Raw genomic sequence first — 22,980 nt, 5'->3', positions numbered from 1 at the left:
GCTCACGCTTAAAACAGCATAAAATGCCAAGATTTTTGAAAAAGCAAGGTCAGATAACGTCTGGCGAGCGGCTCTTATAGTGAGACAGATCACAGGCTTTCTGCCGCTCCGTATTAGCAGCCACTCTATAAAAAACCTTTTAATTTCAACAGATTCAAAAAGTTATCTGTGCTACAGCACACTTTTGCATAAATCAGTTTGCCATTTGACCTGGGTGTGGATTCCCGATAAGTTGGGGATCCGCTGGAAGCTTTCTGGATGAGCCGTCTGCTCATCATATTTATGCAGTAATTGAGATTCCCTCTTAACCGTATTTACCAATGCGCAAAGGACACAAAGAGGGCGAATGCGAGGTAAGCGTATGATGCGCCAGCCCCGTCGCCATGCTCTTGCTGTGCCCGCGCGCCGTCGGTTGAGAGAGCGTCCCGTAGAGCCTGGGGAGGTTCACTGATATGTTGTACGATAAATCCCTTGAGAAGGATAACTGTGGTTTCGGCCTGATCGCCCACATAGAAGGCGAACCTAGCCACAAGGTAGTGCGTACCGCCATACACGCGCTGGCCCGGATGCAGCACCGTGGCGCGATCCTTGCCGACGGTAAAACCGGCGACGGTTGCGGCTTGCTGTTACAAAAACCTGACCGTTTCTTTCGCATCGTGGCCGAAGAGCGCGGCTGGCGCTTAGCCAAAAACTACGCCGTCGGGATGATCTTTTTGAATAAAGATCCTGAACTGGCCGCCGCGTCACGCCATATTGTCGAAGAAGAATTACAGCAGGAAACCCTGTCGATTGTCGGCTGGCGCGATGTGCCAACCAATGAAGGCGTGCTCGGTGAAATCGCCCTCTCCTCTCTGCCGCGTATTGAGCAGATTTTTGTCAACGCTCCGGCAGGCTGGCGTCCGCGTGATATGGAGCGCCGTCTGTTTATCGCCCGCCGACGCATTGAAAAACGCCTGCAGGACGACAAAGATTTCTACGTATGCAGCCTGTCGAACCTGGTCAACATTTATAAAGGTCTGTGTATGCCGGCGGATCTGCCGCGCTTCTACCTGGATCTTGCGGATCTGCGTCTGGAATCGGCCATCTGTCTGTTCCACCAGCGCTTTTCCACTAACACCGTGCCGCGTTGGCCGCTGGCGCAGCCGTTCCGCTACCTGGCGCATAACGGCGAGATTAACACTATCACTGGCAACCGCCAGTGGGCGCGCGCCCGTACCTATAAATTCCAGACGCCGCTGATCCCGGATTTACAGTCCGCTGCGCCGTTTGTTAACGAAACCGGTTCGGATTCCAGCTCGCTGGACAACATGCTGGAACTGCTGCTGGCAGGCGGGATGGACATTATCCGCGCCATGCGCCTGTTGGTGCCGCCCGCCTGGCAGAACAACCCCGATATGGACCAGGATCTGCGCGCCTTCTTTGACTTTAACTCCATGCATATGGAGCCGTGGGACGGTCCGGCAGGCATCGTGATGTCCGACGGGCGCTTCGCCGCCTGTAACCTTGACCGTAACGGCCTGCGCCCGGCACGCTATGTCATTACCAAAGACAAGCTGATCACCTGCGCCTCCGAAGTCGGTATCTGGGACTATCAGCCGGATGAAGTGGTCGAGAAAGGCCGCGTCGGTCCAGGCGAGCTGATGGTGATCGACACCCGCGGCGGACGTATTCTGCATTCCGCGGAAACCGATGACGATCTGAAAAGCCGCCATCCGTATAAAGCGTGGATGGAAAAGAATGTTCGCCGTCTGGTGCCGTTTGAAGAGCTGCCTGATGAAGAAGTCGGTAGCCGCGAACTGGACGATGACCTGCTCGCCAGCTATCAGAAACAGTTTAACTACAGCGCCGAAGAGCTGGACTCGGTTATCCGCGTGTTGGGCGAAAACGGCCAGGAAGCCGTCGGCTCAATGGGCGACGATACCCCCTTTGCCGTGCTCTCCAGCCAGCCGCGTATTATTTACGACTACTTCCGCCAGCAGTTCGCGCAGGTCACTAACCCGCCTATCGACCCGCTGCGTGAAGCGCACGTCATGTCGCTCGCCACCAGCATCGGTCGCGAAATGAACGTCTTCTGCGAAGCGGAAGGTCAGGCCCATCGCCTGAGTTTTAAATCGCCAATTCTGCTGTACTCCGATTTCAAACAGCTCACCACCATGAGCGAGCATCACTACCGCGCCGACTGGCTTGATATTACCTTTGATATCACCGAAACCACACTGGACGCGACGGTTAAGGCGCTGTGCGATAAAGCGGAACAGATGGTGCGTAACGGCACCGTGCTGCTGGTCCTCTCGGATCGCAATATCGGTAAGAATCGCCTGCCGGTCCCCGCGCCGATGGCGGTGGGCGCGGTGCAAACGCGTCTGGTGGAACAAAGCCTGCGCTGCGACGCCAACATCATCGTAGAAACCGGAAGCGCCCGCGATCCGCATCACTTTGCGGTACTGCTCGGCTTTGGCGCAACGGCCATCTATCCGTACCTGGCCTACGAAACGCTGGGGCGTCTGATTGATACCCAGGCCATCGCTAAAAACTACCGTACCGTGATGCAGAACTACCGCAACGGCATCAACAAGGGGCTGTACAAGATTATGTCCAAAATGGGCATTTCGACCATTGCCTCTTACCGCTGCTCCAAACTGTTTGAAGCGGTCGGACTGCACGATGATGTGGTAAACCTGTGCTTCCAGGGCGTGGTCAGCCGTATCGGCGGCGCGAGCTTTGATGACTTCCAGCAGGATCTGCTGAATCTCTCCAAACGCGCCTGGCTGGCGCGCAAACCCATTAGCCCTGGCGGCCTGTTGAAGTACGTCCACGGCGGCGAATATCACGCCTATAACCCGGATGTCGTGCGTACCCTGCAACAGGCGGTACAGAGCGGCGAGTACAGTGATTATCAGGAATACGCCAAACTGGTCAATGAGCGTCCGGCGGCAACGCTGCGCGATCTGCTGGCGATACATCCAGACGGCGAGGCGGTGACTATCGACGAGGTTGAGCCCGCCAGTGAGCTGTTTAAACGCTTTGATACCGCAGCCATGTCTATCGGCGCATTAAGTCCGGAAGCGCACGAAGCGCTGGCGGAAGCGATGAACAGCCTCGGCGGCAACTCCAACTCCGGCGAAGGCGGTGAAGACCCTGCGCGCTACGGCACCAATAAAGTGTCGCGTATCAAACAGGTGGCCTCTGGTCGCTTTGGCGTGACGCCGGCCTACCTGGTCAATGCCGATGTGATCCAGATTAAAGTCGCGCAGGGCGCGAAACCGGGCGAAGGCGGTCAGTTGCCGGGGGATAAAGTCACTCCGTATATCGCTAAACTGCGTTATTCAGTGCCGGGCGTGACGCTGATCTCCCCGCCGCCGCACCACGATATCTACTCTATCGAGGACTTAGCGCAGCTCATTTTCGACCTCAAGCAGGTCAACCCGAAGGCGATGATCTCCGTGAAGCTGGTGTCCGAACCGGGCGTTGGCACCATCGCAACCGGCGTGGCGAAAGCCTATGCGGATCTGATTACTATCGCCGGTTACGACGGCGGTACTGGCGCCAGCCCGCTCTCTTCGGTGAAATACGCTGGCTGCCCGTGGGAACTCGGACTTGTTGAAACCCAGCAGGCGCTGGTCGCCAACGGTCTGCGTCACAAGATTCGTCTGCAGGTGGACGGCGGTCTGAAAACCGGCGTCGACATCATTAAAGCGGCGATTCTCGGTGCGGAAAGTTTCGGCTTCGGCACCGGCCCGATGGTGGCGCTGGGCTGTAAATATCTGCGTATCTGCCACCTGAATAACTGCGCAACCGGCGTAGCGACGCAGGATGAAAAACTGCGTAAGAACCACTATCACGGCCTGCCGTTCAAAGTGACCAACTACTTTGAATTTATCGCCCGCGAAGTGCGCGAGCTGATGGCTTCGCTTGGCGTGACCCGCCTGGTGGATTTGATTGGCCGCACCGACCTGCTGAAAGAGCTGGAGGGCTTTACGGCGAAACAGCAGAAGCTGGCGCTGTCTCGTCTACTGGAAACCGCTGAACCTCATCCGGGTAAAGCGCTGTACTGCACCGAGAATAACCCGCCGTTTGATAACGGTGTGCTGAATGCGCAACTGTTGCAGCAGGCGAAGCCGTTTGTCGATGCGCGCCAGAGCAAAACCTTCTGGTTCGACATCCGCAACACCGATCGTTCCGTCGGCGCGTCGCTTTCCGGCTACATCGCACAGACCCACGGCGATCAGGGGCTGGCTTCCGATCCGATTAAAGCGCACTTCAGCGGTACCGCAGGCCAGAGCTTTGGCGTGTGGAACGCGGGCGGCGTGGAGTTATATCTGACTGGCGATGCCAACGACTATGTCGGTAAAGGTATGGCAGGCGGTTTGATCGCCATCAGACCGCCGGTAGGTTCCGCCTTCCTCAGTCATAAGGCCAGCATTATCGGCAACACCTGCCTGTATGGAGCGACCGGTGGCCGTCTGTACGCGGCGGGCCGCGCGGGCGAACGTTTCGGCGTGCGTAACTCCGGGGCGATTACCGTAGTAGAGGGCATCGGCGACAACGGCTGTGAATACATGACCGGCGGCATCGTCTGCGTGCTGGGTAAAACCGGCGTTAACTTCGGCGCGGGGATGACCGGCGGCTTCGCCTATGTGCTGGACGAAGATGGCGAATTCCGTAAACGCGTGAACCCGGAACTGGTAGAAGTACTGGACGTTGATTCGCTGGCTATCCACGAAGAGCATCTGCGCGGCCTGATCACCGAGCACGTGCAGCATACTGGTTCGCAACGCGGCGAAGAGATCCTGTCCAGGTGGTCAAGCTTCTCAACCCAATTCGCGTTAGTGAAGCCCAAGTCCAGCGATGTCAAAGCCCTGTTGGGCCACCGTAGTCGTAGTGCGGCAGAATTGCGCGTGCAGGCGCAGTAAGGAATTGAAATGAGCCAGAATGTTTATCAATTTATCGACCTGCAGCGCGTTGATCCGCCGAAGAAACCGCTGAAGATCCGTAAGATCGAGTTTGTTGAAATCTACGAACCGTTTTCTGAAGGTCAGGCGAAAGCCCAGGCGGATCGCTGTTTGTCCTGCGGGAACCCCTACTGCGAGTGGAAATGTCCGGTACATAACTACATCCCGAACTGGCTGAAACTGGCTAACGAAGGGCGTATTTTTGAGGCGGCTGAGCTATCGCACCAGACCAACACCCTGCCGGAAGTGTGTGGCCGCGTCTGCCCGCAGGACCGCCTGTGCGAAGGCTCCTGTACGCTGCACGACGAGTTCGGCGCAGTAACCATCGGCAACATCGAACGTTATATCAACGATAAAGCGTTCGAAATGGGCTGGCGCCCGGATATGACCGGCGTGCGCCAGACGGACAAACGGGTAGCGATTATCGGCGCAGGTCCGGCAGGGCTGGCGTGCGCCGACGTGCTGACCCGCAACGGCGTGAAGGCGGTGGTCTTTGATCGCCATCCGGAAATCGGCGGCCTGCTGACCTTCGGTATTCCAGCTTTCAAACTGGAAAAAGAGGTGATGACCCGCCGTCGCGAGATCTTCACCGGCATGGGTATTGAGTTCAAACTTAATACCGAAGTGGGCCGCGACGTCGAACTTGACGAGCTGTTGAAAGAGTACGACGCGGTATTCCTTGGCGTCGGCACCTATCAGTCGATGCGCGGCGGGCTGGAAAATGAAAATGCGGACGGCGTATTCGACGCTCTGCCGTTCCTGATCGCCAATACGAAGCAGATCATGGGGTTTGGCGAAACCAGCGACGAACCATATGTCAGCATGGAAGGCAAACGCGTGGTGGTGCTGGGCGGCGGCGATACCGCAATGGACTGCGTACGTACCTCCATTCGTCAGGGCGCAACGCACGTAACCTGTGCTTATCGTCGTGATGAAGAGAACATGCCGGGCTCCAGACGCGAAGTGAAGAACGCGCGCGAGGAAGGTGTCGAATTTCAGTTTAACGTTCAACCGCTGGGCATTGAAGTCAATGCCAACGGCAAAGTGAGCGGCGTAAAAATGGTGCGCACTGAAATGGGCGAACCGGATGCCAAAGGCCGTCGGCGGGCGGAGATCGTCGCCGGTTCCGAGCATGTGGTTCCGGCTGATGCGGTGGTGATGGCGTTTGGTTTTCGTCCACACAGCATGGAATGGCTGGCGAAACACAGCGTGGAACTGGACTCGCAGGGACGAATTATCGCGCCGGAACGCAGCGATAATGCTTTCCAGACCAGCAACCCGAAAATCTTCGCCGGTGGCGACATCGTGCGCGGTTCCGATCTGGTGGTAACGGCGATTGCCGAAGGCCGTAAGGCGGCTGACGGGATTATGAACTACCTCGAAGTGTAACCCTTCCGGCTCCCCGGTTGATGCCTTGTGCTGATGGCTGGGGAGCCGATATTCCTCTCCTCAATATCTCTCCTGCCGATTCTGGAAACCCGCTCGTAAATCGAGATGTAATGCCATGTAAAATCCGTTCATGGATTGATCCGTTTACGCCTGAAGCGTATTGATAGCGTTCTAATTTCATAATGAAACTATCACGTAAGGGATGACATGACGAATCCAACTTTAGCGCCACAGTCTGATGAATATCAGCAAATCCATGACGGCATTATTCGTCTGGTCGATACGGCACGTACCGAGACCGTGCGCAGCATCAATGCCATTATGACAGCAACCTACTGGGAAATTGGCCGACGCATTGTCGAATTTGAACAGGGAGGAGAAGCGCGAGCGGCCTATGGCACTCAGCTCATCGAACGATTATCGGTAGATTTAAGTCAGCGCTATAAGCGCGGTTTTTCCACCAGAAACCTATGGCAAATTCGTACATTTTATCTTTGTTTTCAACACATTGAAATTCTGCAGACACTGTCTGCGGAATCTTCAAATCTCATACCGCTCGCCAAAACATTCCCTCTTCCCTGGTCAGCTTATGTGCGTCTGCTGTCGGTGAAAGATAACGATGCCCGCACTTTTTACGAGAAAGAGACGCTACGTAACGGCTGGTCAGTTAGGCAGCTCGACAGGCAAATCGCCACTCAATTTTACGAACGAACGCTACTGTCCCACGACAAATCCGCCATGTTGCAGCAGCCTGCACCCGCCGAGCCAAACGTTTTGCCGGAGCAAGCCATACGCGACCCGTTCATTCTGGAATTTCTTAACCTGAAGGACGAGTATTCCGAATCAGATCTCGAAGACGCGCTGCTCAGCCACCTGATGGACTTTATGCTGGAGCTTGGTGACGATTTTGCTTTTGTTGGCCGCCAACGCCGACTACGCATAGACGATAGCTGGTTCCGCGTCGACCTGCTGTTCTTCCATCGTCGCTTGCGCTGCCTGTTGCTCGTTGACCTGAAGGTAGGCAAATTCGGTTATGCGGATGCCGGGCAGATGAATATGTACCTGAACTATGCCAAAGAGCACTGGACAATGCCCGGAGAAAACCCGCCAGTCGGCCTGGTTTTGTGCGCAGGGAAAGGCGCGGGGGAAGCGCATTACGCGCTGACTGGCCTGCCAAACACCATCATGGCGAGCGAGTACAAAGTGCAGTTGCCCGACGAAAAATTACTCACAGACGAACTTATTCGTTCGCAAACCATGCTGGAAACTCAACTCACACGCGGTGGTTCACTGACAACGGAGAAAAACTAGCGAATCATTAATGACATGAATGATTATCAAAAAAATATCACACGAAAACGTTTGCTTTATTCTGAGAACTGTATATTATGCGGCGGATTTTTTGGGCAAAATTCATGGAGGCGTTGTGTCGCAGGACAACAATTATAGCCAGGGCCCCGTCCCTCTGGCGGCGCGGAAGGGCGTGATTCCACTGACGTTTGTCATGTTGGGTTTAACGTTTTTTTCCGCCAGTATGTGGACCGGAGGGACACTCGGCACCGGTCTTACCTATCACGATTTCTTCCTCGCAGTTCTCTTCGGTAATCTCCTCCTCGGTATCTACACTGCATTTCTTGGTTACATCGGCGCAAAAACCGGACTCTCCACCCACCTCCTTGCACGTTACTCCTTTGGCGTTAAAGGCTCATGGCTTCCCTCCTTGCTGCTTGGCGGCACACAGGTAGGCTGGTTTGGCGTTGGCGTAGCGATGTTCGCTATTCCGGTCAGTAAAGCGACGGGCATTGATGCCAATATTCTGATTGCCGTTTCGGGTCTGCTGATGACCCTGACCATTTTTTTCGGCATCTCGGCGTTGACCATTTTGTCTATCATTGCCGTACCCGCGATCGTGATTCTGGGCAGCTACTCCGTCTGGCTGGCGGTCAGCGGCGTGGGTGGGCTGGAGCATTTAAAAACGATAGTGCCGCAGACGCCGCTGGATTTTTCCAGCGCGCTGGCGCTGGTGGTGGGCTCGTTTGTCAGCGCCGGTACATTAACCGCCGACTTCGTCCGCTTCGGGCGTCATGCCAAAAGCGCCGTACTGATTGCGATGGTCGCTTTTTTCCTCGGCAACTCGCTGATGTTTATCTTTGGCGCGGCAGGCGCTGCCGCCGTCGGTCAGGCGGATATCTCTGACGTGATGATAGCGCAGGGGCTGCTGCTGCCCGCGATTGTGGTGCTTGGCCTGAATATCTGGACCACCAACGATAACGCGCTGTACGCATCGGGTCTGGGCTTCGCCAATATTACCGGTCTTTCCAGCCGCACGCTGTCGGTGGTGAACGGGATTATCGGTACCGTGTGCGCGCTGTGGCTTTACAATAATTTTGTCGGCTGGCTGACGTTCCTGTCATCTGCCATCCCACCGATTGGCGGAGTGATTATTGCCGACTATCTGTTGAACCGCCGCCGCTATGCCGACTTCAACACCGTGCGCTTTATTCCCGTTAACTGGATTGCTATTCTTTCCGTCGCGCTGGGCATCGCCGCCGGACATTATGTTCCTGGTATTGTGCCCGTCAACGCCGTACTCGGCGGCGTCTTCAGCTATATCCTGCTGAATCCACTTTTCAACCGCAGCCTTGCTAAATCACCAGAGGTCAGCCATGCAGAACAATAACATCACCATTCTTCAGGCGCGTCTGCAGGGACACGAAGGATTATGGCAGATTACGATTGAAAACGGGCGCTTTAGCCGGATTGAGCCTCAGGAAGCCGCATCGTTACCGCAGGGCGAAGTGCTTGATGCCGAAGGCGGTCTGGCTATTCCACCGTTTGTTGAGCCACATATCCACCTGGATACCACGCAAACGGCGGGTGAACCGAGCTGGAACCAGTCCGGCACACTGTTTGAAGGGATTGAGCGCTGGGCAGAACGTAAAGCAATGCTCACGCATGAAGATGTGAAAGCGCGCGCGATGCAGACCCTGAAATGGCAGATGGCTAACGGCATCCAGTACGTTCGTACTCACGTTGACGTTTCAGATCCTACGCTCACCGCGCTGAAAGCCATGCTGGAAGTGAAGCAAGAGGTTGCGCCGTGGGTAGACCTACAAATCGTCGCCTTTCCGCAAGAAGGTATTCTGTCTTATCCCAACGGTGAAGCGCTGTTAGAGGAAGCCGTGCGTTTGGGCGCTGACGTTATTGGTGCCATTCCGCACTTTGAGTTCACGCGCGAATATGGCGTTGAATCGCTGCACAAAATCTTTGCACTGGCGCAGAAATACGATCGCTTGATCGATGTGCACTGCGACGAAATTGATGACGAGCAGTCTCGCTTTGTCGAAACGGTCGCGGCGCTGGCGCATCGTGATGGCATGGGGGCGCGCGTGACCGCCAGCCACACCACGGCTATGCACTCGTACAACGGCGCGTATGCGTCACGCCTGTTCCGCCTGTTGAAAATGTCGGGGATTAACTTCGTCGCCAACCCGCTGGTGAATATTCATCTGCAAGGGCGGTTTGACACTTACCCGAAACGTCGTGGCGTCACGCGGGTGAAAGAGATGCTGGAAGCGGGGATCAACGTCTGCTTTGGCCATGATGACGTCTTCGATCCGTGGTATCCATTAGGCACGGCAAATATGCTGCAGGTGCTGCATATGGGGTTACACGTTTGCCAGTTGATGGGGTATGGGCAAATCAACGATGGGTTAAATCTGATCACTACCCACAGCGCAAAAACCCTGCATTTACAGGACTACAGTCTGAGCGTCGGCAATGCCGCGAATCTGGTTATCTTACCCGCTGAGAATGGATTCGATGCGGTACGTCGCCAGACGCCTGCCCGTTACTCGATTCGCCACGGGCGGGTAATTGCCGAGACGGTGCCGAGCCAGACGACGCTGCACCTGCCCCAGCCGGAAGCCGTGACGTTTAAGCGTTAACCCGTCATACCCGCGCTCTCCGGCACATTCACCACGCAGCCCGTAAGGGGCTGCGTTCGGAAGACTGCTCCGGCAAGAGATTCAGGCCGCCAGCAGACTGGCGCGTACTTTCACTACCACTTTCTTGATGTCATCCGGCTCACCCACTGCACATCCCGGTTTATGCGGTTCTCCCGGCATAAACACAGCAAACATCCCCGCTTGCAGCGTAATAGTCTGCTCGTCGACAATTTGACTACAAAGCTGGTAATCCTCTTCAACGTGCATCTCCTCGCACTGGCGAGCGGCACCGGACATCCCAAACGCAATACGCTCGACGCCGGTTAGTAGTAGCTGAATATCAATGTATTGTTCATGCAATTCCGCTTTCTTCTCGGCCGGCATTTGCGTCGTTAACTGCATTACATTCATAAAGATATTGTCGCCCTGCAATTCATAGCGCCCCGGCGCTTTCTCCTGCGGCCTTGCCGCCAGCGCGAGAGTCAAGGCATCCAGCAGTCGCGGATGCAACCCGCAAGAAGGCAACGACTGTACTTCCCCCATCATCATAATGTGTCTCCTTGAGCTAACAAAGCAGCGCCTAATAATCCTGCGTCATGCCGATAGCGAGCGGCGCTCAGCGCCACGTGATAAGGCGCAGGCTCTTGCATCAAAAAAGCGCGAACCTGCTCCAGGTATCCCTCAGCTAACCCTACGCTGCCGCCAATGACCACACACTGGCAGTCGGTAATCGCTTTCACATCGGCGATCATTCGCGCTATTACCTGCGCGGATTGGCTTACCAGATGTTGCGCCTGCTGATGACCTTCGCCAGCGCGAATAAATAGGGTTTTGGCGTCGCATCCCGCCAGATCGTCCCGCGCCGCCGCGGCCATCCCTCGTCCGGAGGCGATGGCCTCTACGCAGCCAACGCGTCCACAGCCGCATACGGGCCCGTGTGGGTCCGCCAGGGTGTGTCCCAGGTGCCCGGCCAGACCGCCTTTTCCGGTAAGGAGCTTGCCGTCGCAGACAACGCCGCCGCCAACGCCGGTTGAAACGGTGATAAATACCATATCGCGAATATCATCAGGGAGCGCGTGATACTCCGCCCAGGCCGCCGCCTGCGCGTCGTTCACCGCCAGCGTCGGCAGGCCTGCTATCGTTTCCAGTGTTTGTACTAACGGAAAGTGTAGCAAGCCGCCCAGATTATGGGGGTTTAGCGCCAGCAGCATCCCTTCCTGAATGATCCCGGTAGAAGCTATCGCTACCTGACGCGCCTCTGCCCGTAGTGGTTCAACCAGCGCCTTTAATGCTTCACGTAACGCATCCGGCGTTTTGCTTGCGGGGGTCGGCAGCTCGCGACGCTGGCTAATGCGCAAGTTTTTGTCGATGAGCGCGGCGGCAAGTTTAGTACCGCCAATATCGATTGCTAACGTAGTCATGACGCCGCCTTTTTTAATGCGTCGTTATACCATCCACAGATATGTTCCAGACGGGTAATGGCGGACCCCACCGTCACCGCCCATGCGCCATAACGGATCGCCTCCGCCGCCAGTGCTGGCGAGTTATAGCGCCCTTCGGCTATTACCCGGCATCCGGCGTCATGCAACGCTTTGACTAAGGGCAGATCGGGTTCCTCCGGCGTATCGGGGGTGGTGTAGCCGGACATCGTCGTGCCGATAATGTCCGCGCCCAACCGTTGGCAGGCGAGACCATCGTCCACGGATGAGCAGTCGGCCATCGCCAGTAGATGGTGGTGATGAATGCGCGTCAACAACGCCTCAACGGCTACCGGCCGTTGCCGAGCGGTTCCATCAACGGCGATAATATTTGCGCCGGCCTGCGCCAGCGCATCTACATCGTCGAGAAAAGGGGTAATGCGCACTGGAGACTCATCCAGGTCGCGTTTGATAATGCCGATAATGGGTACCGAAACGAGCGAGCGGGCCACGCGCAGGTTGTCTATGCCTTCAATACGCACCGCAACCGCGCCCGCCTGTTCCGCCGCCAACGCCATTGCCGCTACAATCTCCGGCTTATCCAGCGGACTGCCCGGAACGGGCTGGCAGGAGACAATCAGGCCGCCAGAAGCGGCAATATTTTTATCCAGTTGTTCAAGTAACGACATACTACTCCCTTACAAATATTGCCCGGTTGAAAACCGGGCAAGCGGATTAACTTTTCGTTTTTACAAAGGCACCTTTACCACTGCCAAGCGGTACGGCTCCGCTGAACGGTTTGTCGTCGATAGCATCGTGGGTACGTAACGCTTCCGGACGTAGCCAACGCTGTACGCGAGACGGCATATCAAGCCCAATAAGCAGGATCACGACAAACGTCAGGCTGAAAGAGAGCGATGCTAGCGCAGTGCCCAGATCCAGACGTTGAGCGATCAGCGCTCCCAGGATCGGCGCCAGCGCGCCGCCGAGCGCGCCGACGTTATAAGTAAAGCCCAGCCCCGCCGCGCGCTGATCGGTATCGAAGTAACCGCCGATCAGTTTCGGCAGAATCCCGGCAATCCCCTGCCCCAACATCTGTTGGAAAAACAGTAGCAGACCCAGAACCCAGACGTTTGTGCCGCCAATCGCAAAGACCGGAATAATGAGGATTTGCGAGGCCAGCAGGCTACAGACATAGGCTTTACGCGTTCCCAGCCAGTCGCCAAGAAAACCGCCTACGCAGCAACCAACCGCCGCGCCAAATCCGCTAAAGAACAGGACATTCGCCACCGTATGCGGATCGTAGGCCAGCTCGGTTTTCAGATAAGTAGGTAATAGCGCCTGAATCGGCCAGGAATAGAGGAAAGCAAACAGTACCACCAGCATCAGCATGACGCCAGTGGGCCAGCGTTTACCGCTGCTCTGCACCATAAAGCTGATAAAGATAACCGCGCACAGTAGTCCCAGCCCCGCCACAATCGCAGCATTTTGTAGGTTACCGGCAAAACAGAACCACAGCGCAGCGGCGGCGGCGAAAGTCATTAAAATGTTGATGATGCGATGTTCGCCCCGATAAAGAATGTCGACCATCGTACGTACCGGCGCTTTACCCGCGTGTTTCTCTTTCCAGTCTTCCGCTTCCGGAATGTTTTTCCGCAGCCAGAGGGCGAAGATAATTGGCAAAATGCCAATGAAAAACAGCGCGCGCCAGCCCCAGACAGGCACCACCAGGCTGTACACCTGCGCGGCAACGACCGCGCCGACGGAGAAGCCGGAAATCAGAAAACCGCTGGCTTTATTGCGTAAATGTTTTGGCCAGCTTTCAATCACATAGGTCGCGCTGGAACCATATTCGCCCGCCATGCCCATACCAATCACCAGTCGGGCGATGAACATGGTGGTGTAACCGGGCGCAAACCCGCAGGCCAGGGTTCCCACTGAAAACAGGATGATGCTGCTGACCATCGCCAGACGACGCCCATAGCGATCGCCCATCGCGCCCAGTAATAACCCGCCGAACCAGCGAGAGATAAAAGCCGCAGAAATCAGGCTTGCCGCCTGTACTGTCGTCAGCCCAAATTCGCTTTGTACCTCAGTCAGTACAAGAGCAATCAACACAAAATCAAAACCATCAAGCAGATATCCCAGCCAGGCAGCGGAAAATGCCCGCCACTGCGCCCGGTTGAGATGGCGATACCACGGGATGTTCTGGGTAGAAGTACTCATTTTACTCTCCCGACGATTTTTGTTGTCGTTATGCCGAATGGCGGCTCCGCCTTATCCGGCCTACCGCTCACACTGTTGTAGGCCGGGCAAGCGTAGCGCCCCCGGCATTATGCTGTTACGCCTTTTCTTCCATTAGTTGTTGAGCCAGCGCCTTGAGCGCCGGCAGGTATTTTTCATCAACAGGCGCGAACGGTTTACGACACAGCGGCACCGATACCACGTCCATATAATGCAGGACCGTTTTCAGGCCGCGGAATACGCCGGTTTTAATCAGTAAATCAATAACCTTATTGCACTCGGTTTGCAGACGCTGCGCTTTCGCCACATCGCCCTCACGTAATGCCTGCACAATCCCCTGATAACGCCAGCCCATAATGTTGTATGTGCTGCCGATACCGCCGTCCGCGCCCGCCAGCAGACCGGAAGCGAAGATTTCGTCATAACCGTTGTACAGCACCAGATCCGGATGTGCGCGGCGGATCTGCTCCATCTGGAAGAGATCGCCGGAGGTTTGCTTCAGCGCGCTCACGCCCGGTAATGTCACCAGCGTATTGATCTGATCGAGGGTAAGTTTTACGCCGCTTAACGCCGGAATGTTGTATACCACCATCGGCAATCCATCTGCGGAATCAATGATTGCCCGATAATGGTCACAGTGCTCTTCAAAACTGAAAGGGTAATAAAAAGGCGTCACCGCAGAGACCGCATCAAAACCGTAACGCTTTGCGGCGCTGGCAAGCTGCTGGCTTTCTGCGGTGCTTACCGTCCCGACATGGGCGATCAACGTGATTTTTCCCTTCGCCTCTTCGGCGACAATCTCCAGTACCTGCTCTCTTTCAGCAAGGCTCTGTACGAATGCTTCCCCGGTGGAACCGCCAACGTACAGCCCGTCGATACCCTGCCCGATGTTAAAACGCACCAGACGGCGCAGGCTTTCGCTATCCAGTTGCTGCTGATGATCAAATGGGGTCAACAACGCCGCCATTACGCCTTGCAATGCTTTTGCCATACCTACCTCTACGGATGATGAATATATTAACTACCTACCTTTATACCTGTTATACCAGATCAAATAAGCAGCAAATAATACAGAACGCTTATAGTGCGATCTGCTTCACTAAACCGGGATCGGAGGTGCGATCGCTACCGCATTTTTTGACTTTTTTTACCGAGCGCGTGCCAGGTAGCGGAAACGCTATTGAGGTGGGTTTGCAGAGCGCGATCCGCTTTATCGGGATCTCGCTGGCGAATGGCATCAACAATCACAATATGCTGTTGATAACTCAAGTTATTATGTTCATGCAGCTCACGATCGGGAACGCTTGGGCGAGCGGCGATTAGCCAGTCCAGCAGAGCAACATGAATAGCCATAAAGATCGGATTGCCGGGAATTTCAGCCAGCACCCGGTGAAACTCGACATCCGAACGAATAAACAGCGCGTTGTCATCCAGCGACTGGCTATTAATTTCCAGTGCTTTCGTTAACAACGCGATCTGCTCGTCGGTGGCATGTTCCGCCGCATAGCGTACCAGGCTGGATTCAAAGAAAAGCCGTAGCTGTTCAAAGTGAGCGATGCCGCCAGGATGAGTAAGAAAATCTTTCGCCATACCCGACAGTTCGCTGATGATGGTATCAGCAGAGGGGCGCGAGACGCGGGCGCGTTCGCCGTTATTGATTTGCACCAAGCCTTTACGCTTCAGCGCAGCTAACGCTTCACGCACAGAGGGACGTCCCACATTGAAGAAGGCCATTAATTCACGTTCAGACGGTAGCTGTTCTCCCTCGCCAAACTCATGACGGCGGATCATCTGCTCCAGCTCTTCCTCAACCATTTCAGACAGTTTTTTACGCGCCAGCGGACGGCGGCGCAAACTACGCCCGAGGGATGTCGGTGAATCTTCTGCTTGCGAATCAAATGCGTTCATAACGTCCATTCATGAGTGGTCGGTGGCAAATAATAGCAAGCTTATCGTAACACAGCTTCAAAAGCAGGGTGAACCCGCGAGGAGACCAAACAAAACAGGCCCTTCCGGGCCTGTTGATTATTTTACTACGCGTAGCGCCGGACGTCCGCCACGCGGCGGAGGCGGCTCGTCATCAGGACTACTGTCGTCATCGTGGTCGGGCTTATCGCCATCAATGACGGACATCACGGTCTCGCTTTCCGCGCCTGCGGTATTGTCATCATCATTTAAGCTGACAACGTCTTCATCATAGGCGGCTTCAGGCTCAAACATGGTGCCTGCGCCGTTTTCACGGGCGTAAATCGCCAGCACCGCAGCCAAAGGCACAGAAACCTGACGGGGAACGCCGCCGAAGCGCGCATTAAAACGCACTTCATCATTAGACAGCTCCAGATTACCCACCGCCCGCGGCGCAATATTGAGGACGATTTGCCCATCACGCGCATATTCCATAGGGACATGCACGCCAGGCAGCATCACATCCACCACCAGATGCGGAGTCAACTGGTTATCCAGCAACCACTCGTAGAAAGCACGCAACAGATAAGGACGACGCGGCGTCAACTGTGACAAATCCATACAGGTTAACCCCGACCGAGGCGCATTTCACGTTCAGCTTCGGTTAAAGAAGCCAGGAAAGAATCACGTTCAAAGACGCGGGTCATATAGCCTTTCAGCTCTTTCGCCCCTGCGCCGCTGAATTCGATACCCAACTGCGGTAAACGCCACAGGAGAGGCGCCAGGTAACAATCAACCAGGCTGAATTCGTCGCTCAGAAAATACGGTTTCTGACCAAATACCGGCGCAATCGCCAGCAGCTCTTCACGCAGTTGTTTACGCGCAGAGTCGGCCTCGGAAGCAGACCCGTTTACGATGACGTTCATCAGCGTATACCAGTCTTTTTCAATACGGTGCATGTACAGACGGCTTTCACCGCGCGCGACCGGATAAACCGGCATCAGCGGCGGATGAGGGAAACGCTCATCCAGATATTCCATAATGATGCGAGATTCCCACAGGGTCAGCTCACGATCCACCAGTGTCGGAACGCTTTGGTTCGGGTTGAGGTCAATCAGATCCTGAGGTGGATTGTCCTTTTCCACATGTTCGATCTCAAAACTAACACCCTTTTCAGCCAACACAATGCGGACCTGATGGCTATAGATGTCAGTAGGACCAGAAAACAGCGTCATTACCGAACGTTTGTTGGCAGCGACAGCCATGAAAACCTCCAGGTATATTCAGAATTTTTACTGCTACCAGCCACAATGTGACCAGCCAGATGTTATGTCACCCAGGGCGAAAAAAGCCATCATTGCTCAGAAACGAGACAAAAAATGAACATTCCCCGCTATTTGGGCAGAAAATTGGATGATAGTTTACCAGATTTTGTGACCTTTGTGGTGAGTCGATTCTGGAATTGGGGAAAAAGAGACAACAATCCGCATTTCATCGTGACAGATAAATGCATTGCCCATAAAAAAACCCGCCGAAGCGGGTTTTTCGCTAATAGTTGTCTGCCGAAGCAGAAACCCATTAACGTTTGGAGAACTGCGGACGACGACGTGCTTTACGCAGGCCGACTTTCTTACGTTCAACCTGACGAGCGTCACGAGTAACGAAGCCAGCTTTACGCAGTTCGCCACGCAGGGACTCGTCGTACTCCATCAGAGCGCGGGTGATACCGTGACGGATCGCACCAGCCTGACCAGAGATACCACCACCTTTAACAGTGATGTACAGATCCAGTTTCTCAACCATGTCGACCAGTTCCAGCGGCTGACGAACTACCATGCGGGCAGTTTCACGACCGAAGTACTGTTCCAGAGAACGTTGGTTGATAACGATTTTACCGTTGCCCGGTTTGATGAAAACGCGAGCTGCGGAACTTTTGCGGCGACCAGTGCCGTAGTATTGATTTTCAGCCATTGCCTATAATCCCGATTAGATGTCAAGAACTTGCGGTTGCTGTGCCGCGTGGTTGTGCTCGTTGCCCGCGTAAACTTTCAGTTTACGGAACATAGCACGACCCAGCGGGCCTTTTGGCAGCATGCCTTTAACCGCGATTTCAATCACACGCTCAGGACGGCGGGCAATCATCTCTTCAAAGGTCGCTTGTTTGATACCACCGATGTGGCCGGTGTGGTGATAGTACACTTTGTCAGTACGCTTGTTGCCGGTTACAGCAACTTTGTCAGCGTTCAGAACGATGATGTAATCACCGGTATCTACGTGCGGAGTGTATTCCGCTTTGTGCTTACCGCGCAGGCGACGAGCCAGTTCAGTAGCCAGACGGCCCAGAGTTTTACCGGTCGCGTCAACAACATACCAGTCGCGTTTTACGGTTTCTGGTTTAGCTGTAAAAGTTTTCATTAAAAGCTTACCCAAATAAATAAGTTACACGTTGGTGAACACCCAAACGTTTTAAATAGTTGAGGTTCACACGACAAAGTCCGGTAAACCTACCCCCTCGGATATGTTTGGCCGGCACAGAGAAAGTTTGGGAAAAAACTCTCTTGTAACGTGGGGTCGCAGGATTATAGAGAAGTCCAGGTCAAAGATCGACCCCTTTTTGCGATTTGCCGCGGGTTTTGTTCAGGCCTGGTTCACCCTCGGTCGGGGAGGTTGCACAGATATAATACCGCATAATGCCGGGGCGCTGCGCTTGTCCGGCTTACGGCATATGCTCCCGCTTGAGGTACTCCGCACTCTGCATCTCTTGCAGGCGTGACAGACAGCGCTGAAATTCAAACTTGAGCCGCTCCCCCTGATAAATTTCATATAACGGCGCGGCGGCGCTGACCACCAGCTTAACGTGGCGCTCGTAAAACTCATCCACCAGCGCAATAAAGCGGCGCGCTTCGTTCTCCATCAGCGGCGTCATGACCGGCACGTCAAACAGCAGAACCGTGTGAAATAACCTTGAGAGCGCAATGTAATCATGCTGGCTGCGGGCCTCGACGCACAGCGTAGCGAAAGAGACCGCTAGCGTTTGGTTTTCAACGCCCAGGGTGGATAAAGGGCGATGATTGATTTCCAGCGTCGGAGCGCGCGCGCGCGCGCGCCCCGCTAACGCCAGCCACAGTTTATCCATTTGCCGCCGGGTTTCATCATTAAGCGGCGTTAGCCATAAATGGGCCTGCGTCAGCGTCCGCAGTCGGTAATCGACGCCGGCGTCCACATTCATAATGTCGCAGTGCTGTTTAATGGCATCGATAGCCGGCAGGAAGCGGGCGCGTTGCAAACCGTTGCGGTAGAGTTCATCCGGCGGAATATTGGAGGTCGCGACCAGCGTAATGCCGCGTGCAAACAGCGCCTTCATTAAACCGCCCAGCAGCATGGCGTCGGTAATATCGGTGACGAAAAACTCATCGAAACACAGTACGTCCGTCTCGGTTTTAAACCGATCGGCAATAATGTCTAACGGATCGATCTGTCCCTGTAACGCGGTAAGTTCTTCATGCACGCGCAGCATAAACCGATGAAAATGCAGACGTAGTTTTCGCTCGCCCGGCAGGCTGTGGTAGAAGAGATCCATGAGCCATGTTTTGCCGCGACCCACGCCCCCCCACATATACAGCCCGCGAACCGGTATTTGCGCGTCCGGTTCGTTTTTGCCTAATAATTTCCCCAGTCGCGCTATCAGACCGCCGGGTGGCGTAGCCGACGATTTTTTCGCGGTGAGCGCCTGATAAAGGGTTTCCAGACGGTCGACCGCCTCTTTCTGTACGTCGTCAGGCTGATGGGTGCCTTCGTTGATTGCCTGGAGATAACGCGATGTAGGGGAAAGGCTTTGCATAATGTTATTGTTATTCCTTGAAAATCGATGTGCCGTCGTTCACGGCTGACGAAAAAAAGGCCGTTCTACACTACGCGATATGCTGTCGGGATTCCACTTCTACGGAATTAGCGGTTATAGTGGCATAATCAGGCGCGGGCATGGAGCCTGGAGCCAACACCCTACGGAAACATAAGACAACGGGAGATGTTCATGACCTGGGAATATGCGCTAATTGGATTAGTCGTCGGTATTATCATTGGTGCCGTGGCCATGCGTTTTGGTAATCGTAAGTTACGTCAACAGCAGGCATTGCAGTACGAACTGGAAAAAAACAAAGCTGAGCTGGAAGAGTACCGTGAAGAGCTGGTTAGCCACTTTGCCCGCAGCGCGGAACTGCTGGATACCATGGCGCATGATTACCGCCAGCTGTATCAGCATATGGCGAAAAGCTCCAGCAGCCTGCTGCCGGAAATGTCTGCGGAGTCGAATCCGTTCCGTAACCGTCTGGCGGAGTCTGAGGCGAGCAACGATCAGGCGCCAGTACAAATGCCACGTGATTATTCTGAAGGCGCGTCTGGCCTGTTACGTAGCGGCGCAAAGCGCGATTAATCGCACGCCGTTAAGAAATTTATCGGGCGCATCGCTTGCGCCCTCTCTCTATCTTTCCTGTCCCAGCTATTATCATTGTTACCAGGCTGAAAATTCAATAACATCAATCTGTTTTGAATTGTCTATCCGTTCATCCAAGGTACGAGAGCAGCATCCATGAAAAAACACACCCAGCTGTTAAGTGCATTAGCGTTAAGTGTCGGGTTAACTCTTTCGGCGCCGTTTCCAGCCCTTGCATCGATACCAGGCCAGGCGACGCTGCCAAGCCTTGCCCCTATGCTGGAGAAAGTGCTGCCTGCTGTCGTCAGCGTAAAAGTCGAGGGAACCGCCGCCCAGAGCCAAAAAGTGCCGGAGGAGTTTAAAAAATTCTTTGGCGAGGATCTGCCAGACCAGCCGTCCCAGCCGTTTGAAGGACTCGGTTCGGGGGTGATTATCGATGCCGCGAAAGGCTATGTATTAACCAATAATCATGTGATTAATCAGGCACAAAAGATCAGCATTCAACTGAATGACGGACGCGAATTCGACGCGAAGCTGATCGGCGGCGACGACCAGAGCGATATCGCTCTGTTACAAATTCAGAATCCCAGCAAGTTAACGCAAATTGCCATCGCCGATTCCGACAAACTCCGCGTCGGCGATTTCGCCGTGGCGGTCGGTAATCCGTTTGGTCTTGGACAAACCGCCACCTCCGGGATTATTTCAGCGCTGGGACGCAGCGGGCTTAATCTGGAAGGGCTTGAGAACTTTATTCAAACCGATGCCTCTATTAACCGCGGCAACTCCGGCGGCGCGCTGCTTAACCTGAACGGCGAGCTGATCGGGATTAATACCGCGATCCTCGCGCCAGGTGGCGGGAGTATCGGCATTGGCTTTGCTATTCCTTCCAATATGGCGCAGACGCTGGCGCAGCAGTTGATTCAGTTCGGCGAAATCAAACGCGGATTGCTGGGAATTAAAGGCACTGAAATGACCGCTGATATCGCCAAGGCATTCAAACTGAACGTTCAGCGTGGCGCTTTTGTCAGCGAGGTTTTACCCAATTCAGGTTCGGCGAAGGCCGGGGTGAAATCCGGAGACGTGATTATCAGTCTTAACGGTAAGCCGCTGAATAGCTTTGCCGAACTGCGTTCACGTATCGCCACCACCGAACCGGGCACGAAAGTGAAGCTGGGCCTGCTGCGCGATGGTAAGCCGCTGGAGGTGGAAGTCACGCTGGATTCCAATACCTCTTCTTCCGCCAGCGCCGAAATGATCGCCCCGGCGTTGCAAGGCGCGACGTTGAGCGACGGCCAGCTGAAAGACGGGACGAAAGGCGTTAAGGTTGATAGCGTCGAAAAAAGCAGTCCTGCCGCGCAGGCCGGTTTGCAAAAAGATGATGTTATCATCGGCGTTAACCGCGATCGTATCAGTTCTATCGCCGAAATGCGCAAAGTGATGGCGGCAAAACCGTCCATCATTGCTCTTCAGGTAGTACGCGGCAACGAGAACATTTATCTATTGCTACGCTAATCCTGTCTTAAACCGGGCATCAGCCTGCGATGTGATGTCCGGTTAACTCATGGTATGCTGCTGCCGTTCCCTTTTTTAACGACGCCTCCATCATGTTTGTGAAGCTCTTACGTTCGGTCGCAATAGGTTTAATTGTCGGCGCTATTCTGTTGGCCGTCATGCCTTCTTTGCGCAAAATTAATCCTATCGCCGTCCCGCAATTCGACAGTACCGATGAGACGCCAGCCAGTTATAATTTTGCGGTTCGCCGCGCCGCGCCTGCCGTCGTCAATGTCTATAACCGCAGTATGAACAGTACCGCGCATAATCAACTGGAGATCCGCACGCTGGGTTCCGGCGTGATCATGGATCAACGCGGTTATATTATTACCAACAAGCACGTGATTAACGATGCCGATCAGATTATCGTCGCGCTACAGGATGGCCGCGTCTTTGAAGCGCTACTGGTTGGCTCCGATTCGCTTACCGATCTGGCGGTGCTGAAGATCAACGCCACTGGCGGGCTGCCTACCATCCCGATTAATACAAAGCGTACACCGCATATTGGCGACGTCGTACTGGCTATCGGCAACCCATATAATCTGGGACAGACCATCACCCAGGGGATCATCAGCGCAACGGGTCGTATCGGCCTGAACCCGACGGGGCGACAGAATTTTCTCCAGACCGACGCCTCGATTAACCACGGTAATTCCGGCGGCGCGCTGGTCAACTCGTTAGGCGAACTGATGGGGATCAACACCCTCTCTTTTGATAAGAGTAACGATGGCGAAACGCCGGAAGGCCTTGGTTTTGCGATTCCCTTCCAGCTAGCCACGAAAATTATGGATAAGCTTATCCGCGACGGTCGCGTGATTCGCGGCTATATCGGTATTGGCGGACGAGAAATCGCGCCGCTGCACGCGCAGCAGGGTAGCGGCATGGACCCGATTCAGGGCATTGTCGTTAATGAAGTGACGCCAAACGGCCCCGCCGCGCTTGCCGGTATTCAGGTTAATGATTTGATTATTTCGGTCAATAATAAACCCGCTGTGTCCGCACTGGAAACGATGGATCAGGTGGCGGAAATCCGCCCGGGCTCCGTCATTCCGGTCGTGGTAATGCGGGATGATAAGCAGCTCACGTTCCAGGTGACGGTGCAGGAATACCCGGCGTCGAACTAAAACGACGCGGCTTTTGCC

At 54.8% G+C, this 22,980-nt stretch carries 19 protein-coding genes; 8 read left to right on the top strand and 11 right to left on the bottom strand.

Translation table 11 applies throughout. The annotated features are described in order from the left end of the window. The first annotated feature begins 452 nt into the window (after positions 1 to 452). The 5 genes from gltB to LDB27_RS02505 all read left to right on the top strand — a co-directional run bounded on the left by gltB (position 453) and on the right by LDB27_RS02505 (position 10,288). The gene (gltB, locus tag LDB27_RS02525) at positions 453 to 4,913 is read left to right on the top strand and encodes a glutamate synthase large subunit (RefSeq protein WP_000965011.1); all 4,461 of its coding nucleotides are present in this window, start codon (positions 453 to 455) and stop codon (positions 4,911 to 4,913) included. Positions 4,914 to 4,922: 9 nt separating this feature from the next. Beyond that, entirely contained in the window at positions 4,923 to 6,341 is a 1,419-nt protein-coding gene (gene gltD / locus LDB27_RS02520; protein ID WP_000081633.1) for a glutamate synthase subunit GltD, read from the top strand. 207 nt (positions 6,342 to 6,548) lie between these two features. After that, entirely contained in the window at positions 6,549 to 7,652 is a 1,104-nt protein-coding gene (locus LDB27_RS02515) for a PDDEXK nuclease domain-containing protein (protein ID WP_000184301.1), read from the top strand. Between the two features lie 115 nt (positions 7,653 to 7,767). Beyond that, positions 7,768 to 9,021, top strand: a complete 1,254-nt coding sequence (gene codB, locus LDB27_RS02510) for a cytosine permease (protein WP_001542969.1) — start codon at positions 7,768 to 7,770, stop codon at positions 9,019 to 9,021. Continuing rightward, entirely contained in the window at positions 9,008 to 10,288 is a 1,281-nt protein-coding gene (locus LDB27_RS02505; RefSeq protein WP_001180667.1) for a cytosine deaminase, read from the top strand. Before codB ends, LDB27_RS02505 begins: the two co-directional genes overlap by 14 nt. A gap of 81 nt (positions 10,289 to 10,369) precedes the next feature. Here LDB27_RS02505 and nanQ read toward each other — a convergent pair whose 3' ends face one another. From nanQ to zapE, 11 genes are all read right to left on the bottom strand, one after another. Beyond that, positions 10,370 to 10,837, bottom strand: coding sequence for an N-acetylneuraminate anomerase (gene nanQ / locus LDB27_RS02500; RefSeq protein WP_000979901.1), 468 nt, complete (start codon positions 10,835 to 10,837; stop codon positions 10,370 to 10,372). Beyond that, a complete protein-coding gene (nanK, locus tag LDB27_RS02495; protein WP_000208968.1) occupies positions 10,834 to 11,709 on the bottom strand; it encodes an N-acetylmannosamine kinase in 876 nt (291 codons plus the stop codon). Before nanK ends, nanQ begins: the two co-directional genes overlap by 4 nt. Beyond that, positions 11,706 to 12,395, bottom strand: a complete 690-nt coding sequence (locus tag LDB27_RS02490; protein ID WP_000054449.1) for an N-acetylmannosamine-6-phosphate 2-epimerase — start codon at positions 12,393 to 12,395, stop codon at positions 11,706 to 11,708. The genes nanK and LDB27_RS02490 overlap by 4 nt, the downstream gene beginning before the upstream one ends. Positions 12,396 to 12,441: 46 nt before the next feature. After that, positions 12,442 to 13,932, bottom strand: a complete 1,491-nt coding sequence (nanT, locus tag LDB27_RS02485; protein ID WP_000108071.1) for a sialic acid transporter NanT — start codon at positions 13,930 to 13,932, stop codon at positions 12,442 to 12,444. 115 nt (positions 13,933 to 14,047) lie between these two features. Then, a complete protein-coding gene (gene nanA, locus LDB27_RS02480) occupies positions 14,048 to 14,941 on the bottom strand; it encodes an N-acetylneuraminate lyase (protein ID WP_001029667.1) in 894 nt (297 codons plus the stop codon). Positions 14,942 to 15,075: 134 nt separating this feature from the next. Further along, the gene (gene nanR / locus LDB27_RS02475) at positions 15,076 to 15,867 is read right to left on the bottom strand and encodes a transcriptional regulator NanR (RefSeq protein ID WP_000382923.1); all 792 of its coding nucleotides are present in this window, start codon (positions 15,865 to 15,867) and stop codon (positions 15,076 to 15,078) included. Between the two features lie 108 nt (positions 15,868 to 15,975). Beyond that, the gene (sspB, locus tag LDB27_RS02470) at positions 15,976 to 16,476 is read right to left on the bottom strand and encodes a ClpXP protease specificity-enhancing factor (RefSeq protein WP_000366112.1); all 501 of its coding nucleotides are present in this window, start codon (positions 16,474 to 16,476) and stop codon (positions 15,976 to 15,978) included. Between the two features lie 5 nt (positions 16,477 to 16,481). Continuing rightward, positions 16,482 to 17,120, bottom strand: coding sequence for a stringent starvation protein SspA (gene sspA, locus LDB27_RS02465; RefSeq protein WP_000257298.1), 639 nt, complete (start codon positions 17,118 to 17,120; stop codon positions 16,482 to 16,484). Between the two features lie 313 nt (positions 17,121 to 17,433). Further along, on the bottom strand, positions 17,434 to 17,826 hold the full coding sequence (gene rpsI / locus LDB27_RS02460; protein WP_000829815.1) for a 30S ribosomal protein S9: 393 nt from the start codon (positions 17,824 to 17,826) through the stop codon (positions 17,434 to 17,436). A 15-nt stretch (positions 17,827 to 17,841) separates the two neighbouring features. Then, positions 17,842 to 18,270: a 50S ribosomal protein L13 gene (rplM, locus tag LDB27_RS02455; RefSeq protein ID WP_000847559.1), complete on the bottom strand. Its 429-nt coding sequence runs from the start codon at positions 18,268 to 18,270 to the stop codon at positions 17,842 to 17,844. A 301-nt stretch (positions 18,271 to 18,571) separates the two neighbouring features. Next, on the bottom strand, positions 18,572 to 19,696 hold the full coding sequence (gene zapE / locus LDB27_RS02450) for a cell division protein ZapE (protein ID WP_001191211.1): 1,125 nt from the start codon (positions 19,694 to 19,696) through the stop codon (positions 18,572 to 18,574). A 192-nt stretch (positions 19,697 to 19,888) separates the two neighbouring features. Here zapE and zapG point away from each other — a divergent pair, with 192 nt between their 5' ends. The 3 genes from zapG to degS all read left to right on the top strand — a co-directional run bounded on the left by zapG (position 19,889) and on the right by degS (position 22,962). Then, positions 19,889 to 20,287, top strand: coding sequence for a Z-ring associated protein ZapG (zapG, locus tag LDB27_RS02445; RefSeq protein WP_001519074.1), 399 nt, complete (start codon positions 19,889 to 19,891; stop codon positions 20,285 to 20,287). 156 nt (positions 20,288 to 20,443) lie between these two features. Continuing rightward, a complete protein-coding gene (gene degQ / locus LDB27_RS02440; RefSeq protein ID WP_000716682.1) occupies positions 20,444 to 21,799 on the top strand; it encodes a serine endoprotease DegQ in 1,356 nt (451 codons plus the stop codon). Positions 21,800 to 21,891: 92 nt separating this feature from the next. Continuing rightward, on the top strand, positions 21,892 to 22,962 hold the full coding sequence (gene degS, locus LDB27_RS02435; RefSeq protein ID WP_000497705.1) for an outer membrane-stress sensor serine endopeptidase DegS: 1,071 nt from the start codon (positions 21,892 to 21,894) through the stop codon (positions 22,960 to 22,962). Positions 22,963 to 22,980 lie beyond the last annotated feature (18 nt).

It is taken from the genome of Salmonella sp. JXY0409-18 (assembly GCF_020268625.1).
GTDB classification, from domain to species: Bacteria; Pseudomonadota; Gammaproteobacteria; order Enterobacterales; family Enterobacteriaceae; genus Salmonella; species Salmonella enterica.
The sequence above is the reverse complement of the archived record's forward strand: the minus strand, read 5'-3'. Positions and strand labels throughout refer to the sequence as shown.

Excerpts from the sequence above, each read along its gene's own strand:
- gltB (WP_000965011.1), top strand. The coding sequence starts at position 453 with ATGTTGTACGATAAATCCCTTGAGAAGGATAACTGTGGTTTCGGCCTG.
- gltD (WP_000081633.1), top strand. The coding sequence starts at position 4,923 with ATGAGCCAGAATGTTTATCAATTTATCGACCTGCAGCGCGTTGATCCG.
- LDB27_RS02515 (WP_000184301.1), top strand. The coding sequence starts at position 6,549 with ATGACGAATCCAACTTTAGCGCCACAGTCTGATGAATATCAGCAAATC.
- LDB27_RS02505 (WP_001180667.1), top strand. The coding sequence starts at position 9,008 with ATGCAGAACAATAACATCACCATTCTTCAGGCGCGTCTGCAGGGACAC.
- nanQ (WP_000979901.1), bottom strand. The coding sequence starts at position 10,837 with ATGATGATGGGGGAAGTACAGTCGTTGCCTTCTTGCGGGTTGCATCCG.
- nanK (WP_000208968.1), bottom strand. The coding sequence starts at position 11,709 with ATGACTACGTTAGCAATCGATATTGGCGGTACTAAACTTGCCGCCGCG.
- LDB27_RS02490 (WP_000054449.1), bottom strand. The coding sequence starts at position 12,395 with ATGTCGTTACTTGAACAACTGGATAAAAATATTGCCGCTTCTGGCGGC.
- nanT (WP_000108071.1), bottom strand. The coding sequence starts at position 13,932 with ATGAGTACTTCTACCCAGAACATCCCGTGGTATCGCCATCTCAACCGG.
- nanA (WP_001029667.1), bottom strand. The coding sequence starts at position 14,941 with ATGGCAAAAGCATTGCAAGGCGTAATGGCGGCGTTGTTGACCCCATTT.
- nanR (WP_000382923.1), bottom strand. The coding sequence starts at position 15,867 with ATGGACGTTATGAACGCATTTGATTCGCAAGCAGAAGATTCACCGACA.
- sspB (WP_000366112.1), bottom strand. The coding sequence starts at position 16,476 with ATGGATTTGTCACAGTTGACGCCGCGTCGTCCTTATCTGTTGCGTGCT.
- sspA (WP_000257298.1), bottom strand. The coding sequence starts at position 17,120 with ATGGCTGTCGCTGCCAACAAACGTTCGGTAATGACGCTGTTTTCTGGT.
- rpsI (WP_000829815.1), bottom strand. The coding sequence starts at position 17,826 with ATGGCTGAAAATCAATACTACGGCACTGGTCGCCGCAAAAGTTCCGCA.
- rplM (WP_000847559.1), bottom strand. The coding sequence starts at position 18,270 with ATGAAAACTTTTACAGCTAAACCAGAAACCGTAAAACGCGACTGGTAT.
- zapE (WP_001191211.1), bottom strand. The coding sequence starts at position 19,696 with ATGCAAAGCCTTTCCCCTACATCGCGTTATCTCCAGGCAATCAACGAA.
- zapG (WP_001519074.1), top strand. The coding sequence starts at position 19,889 with ATGACCTGGGAATATGCGCTAATTGGATTAGTCGTCGGTATTATCATT.
- degQ (WP_000716682.1), top strand. The coding sequence starts at position 20,444 with ATGAAAAAACACACCCAGCTGTTAAGTGCATTAGCGTTAAGTGTCGGG.
- degS (WP_000497705.1), top strand. The coding sequence starts at position 21,892 with ATGTTTGTGAAGCTCTTACGTTCGGTCGCAATAGGTTTAATTGTCGGC.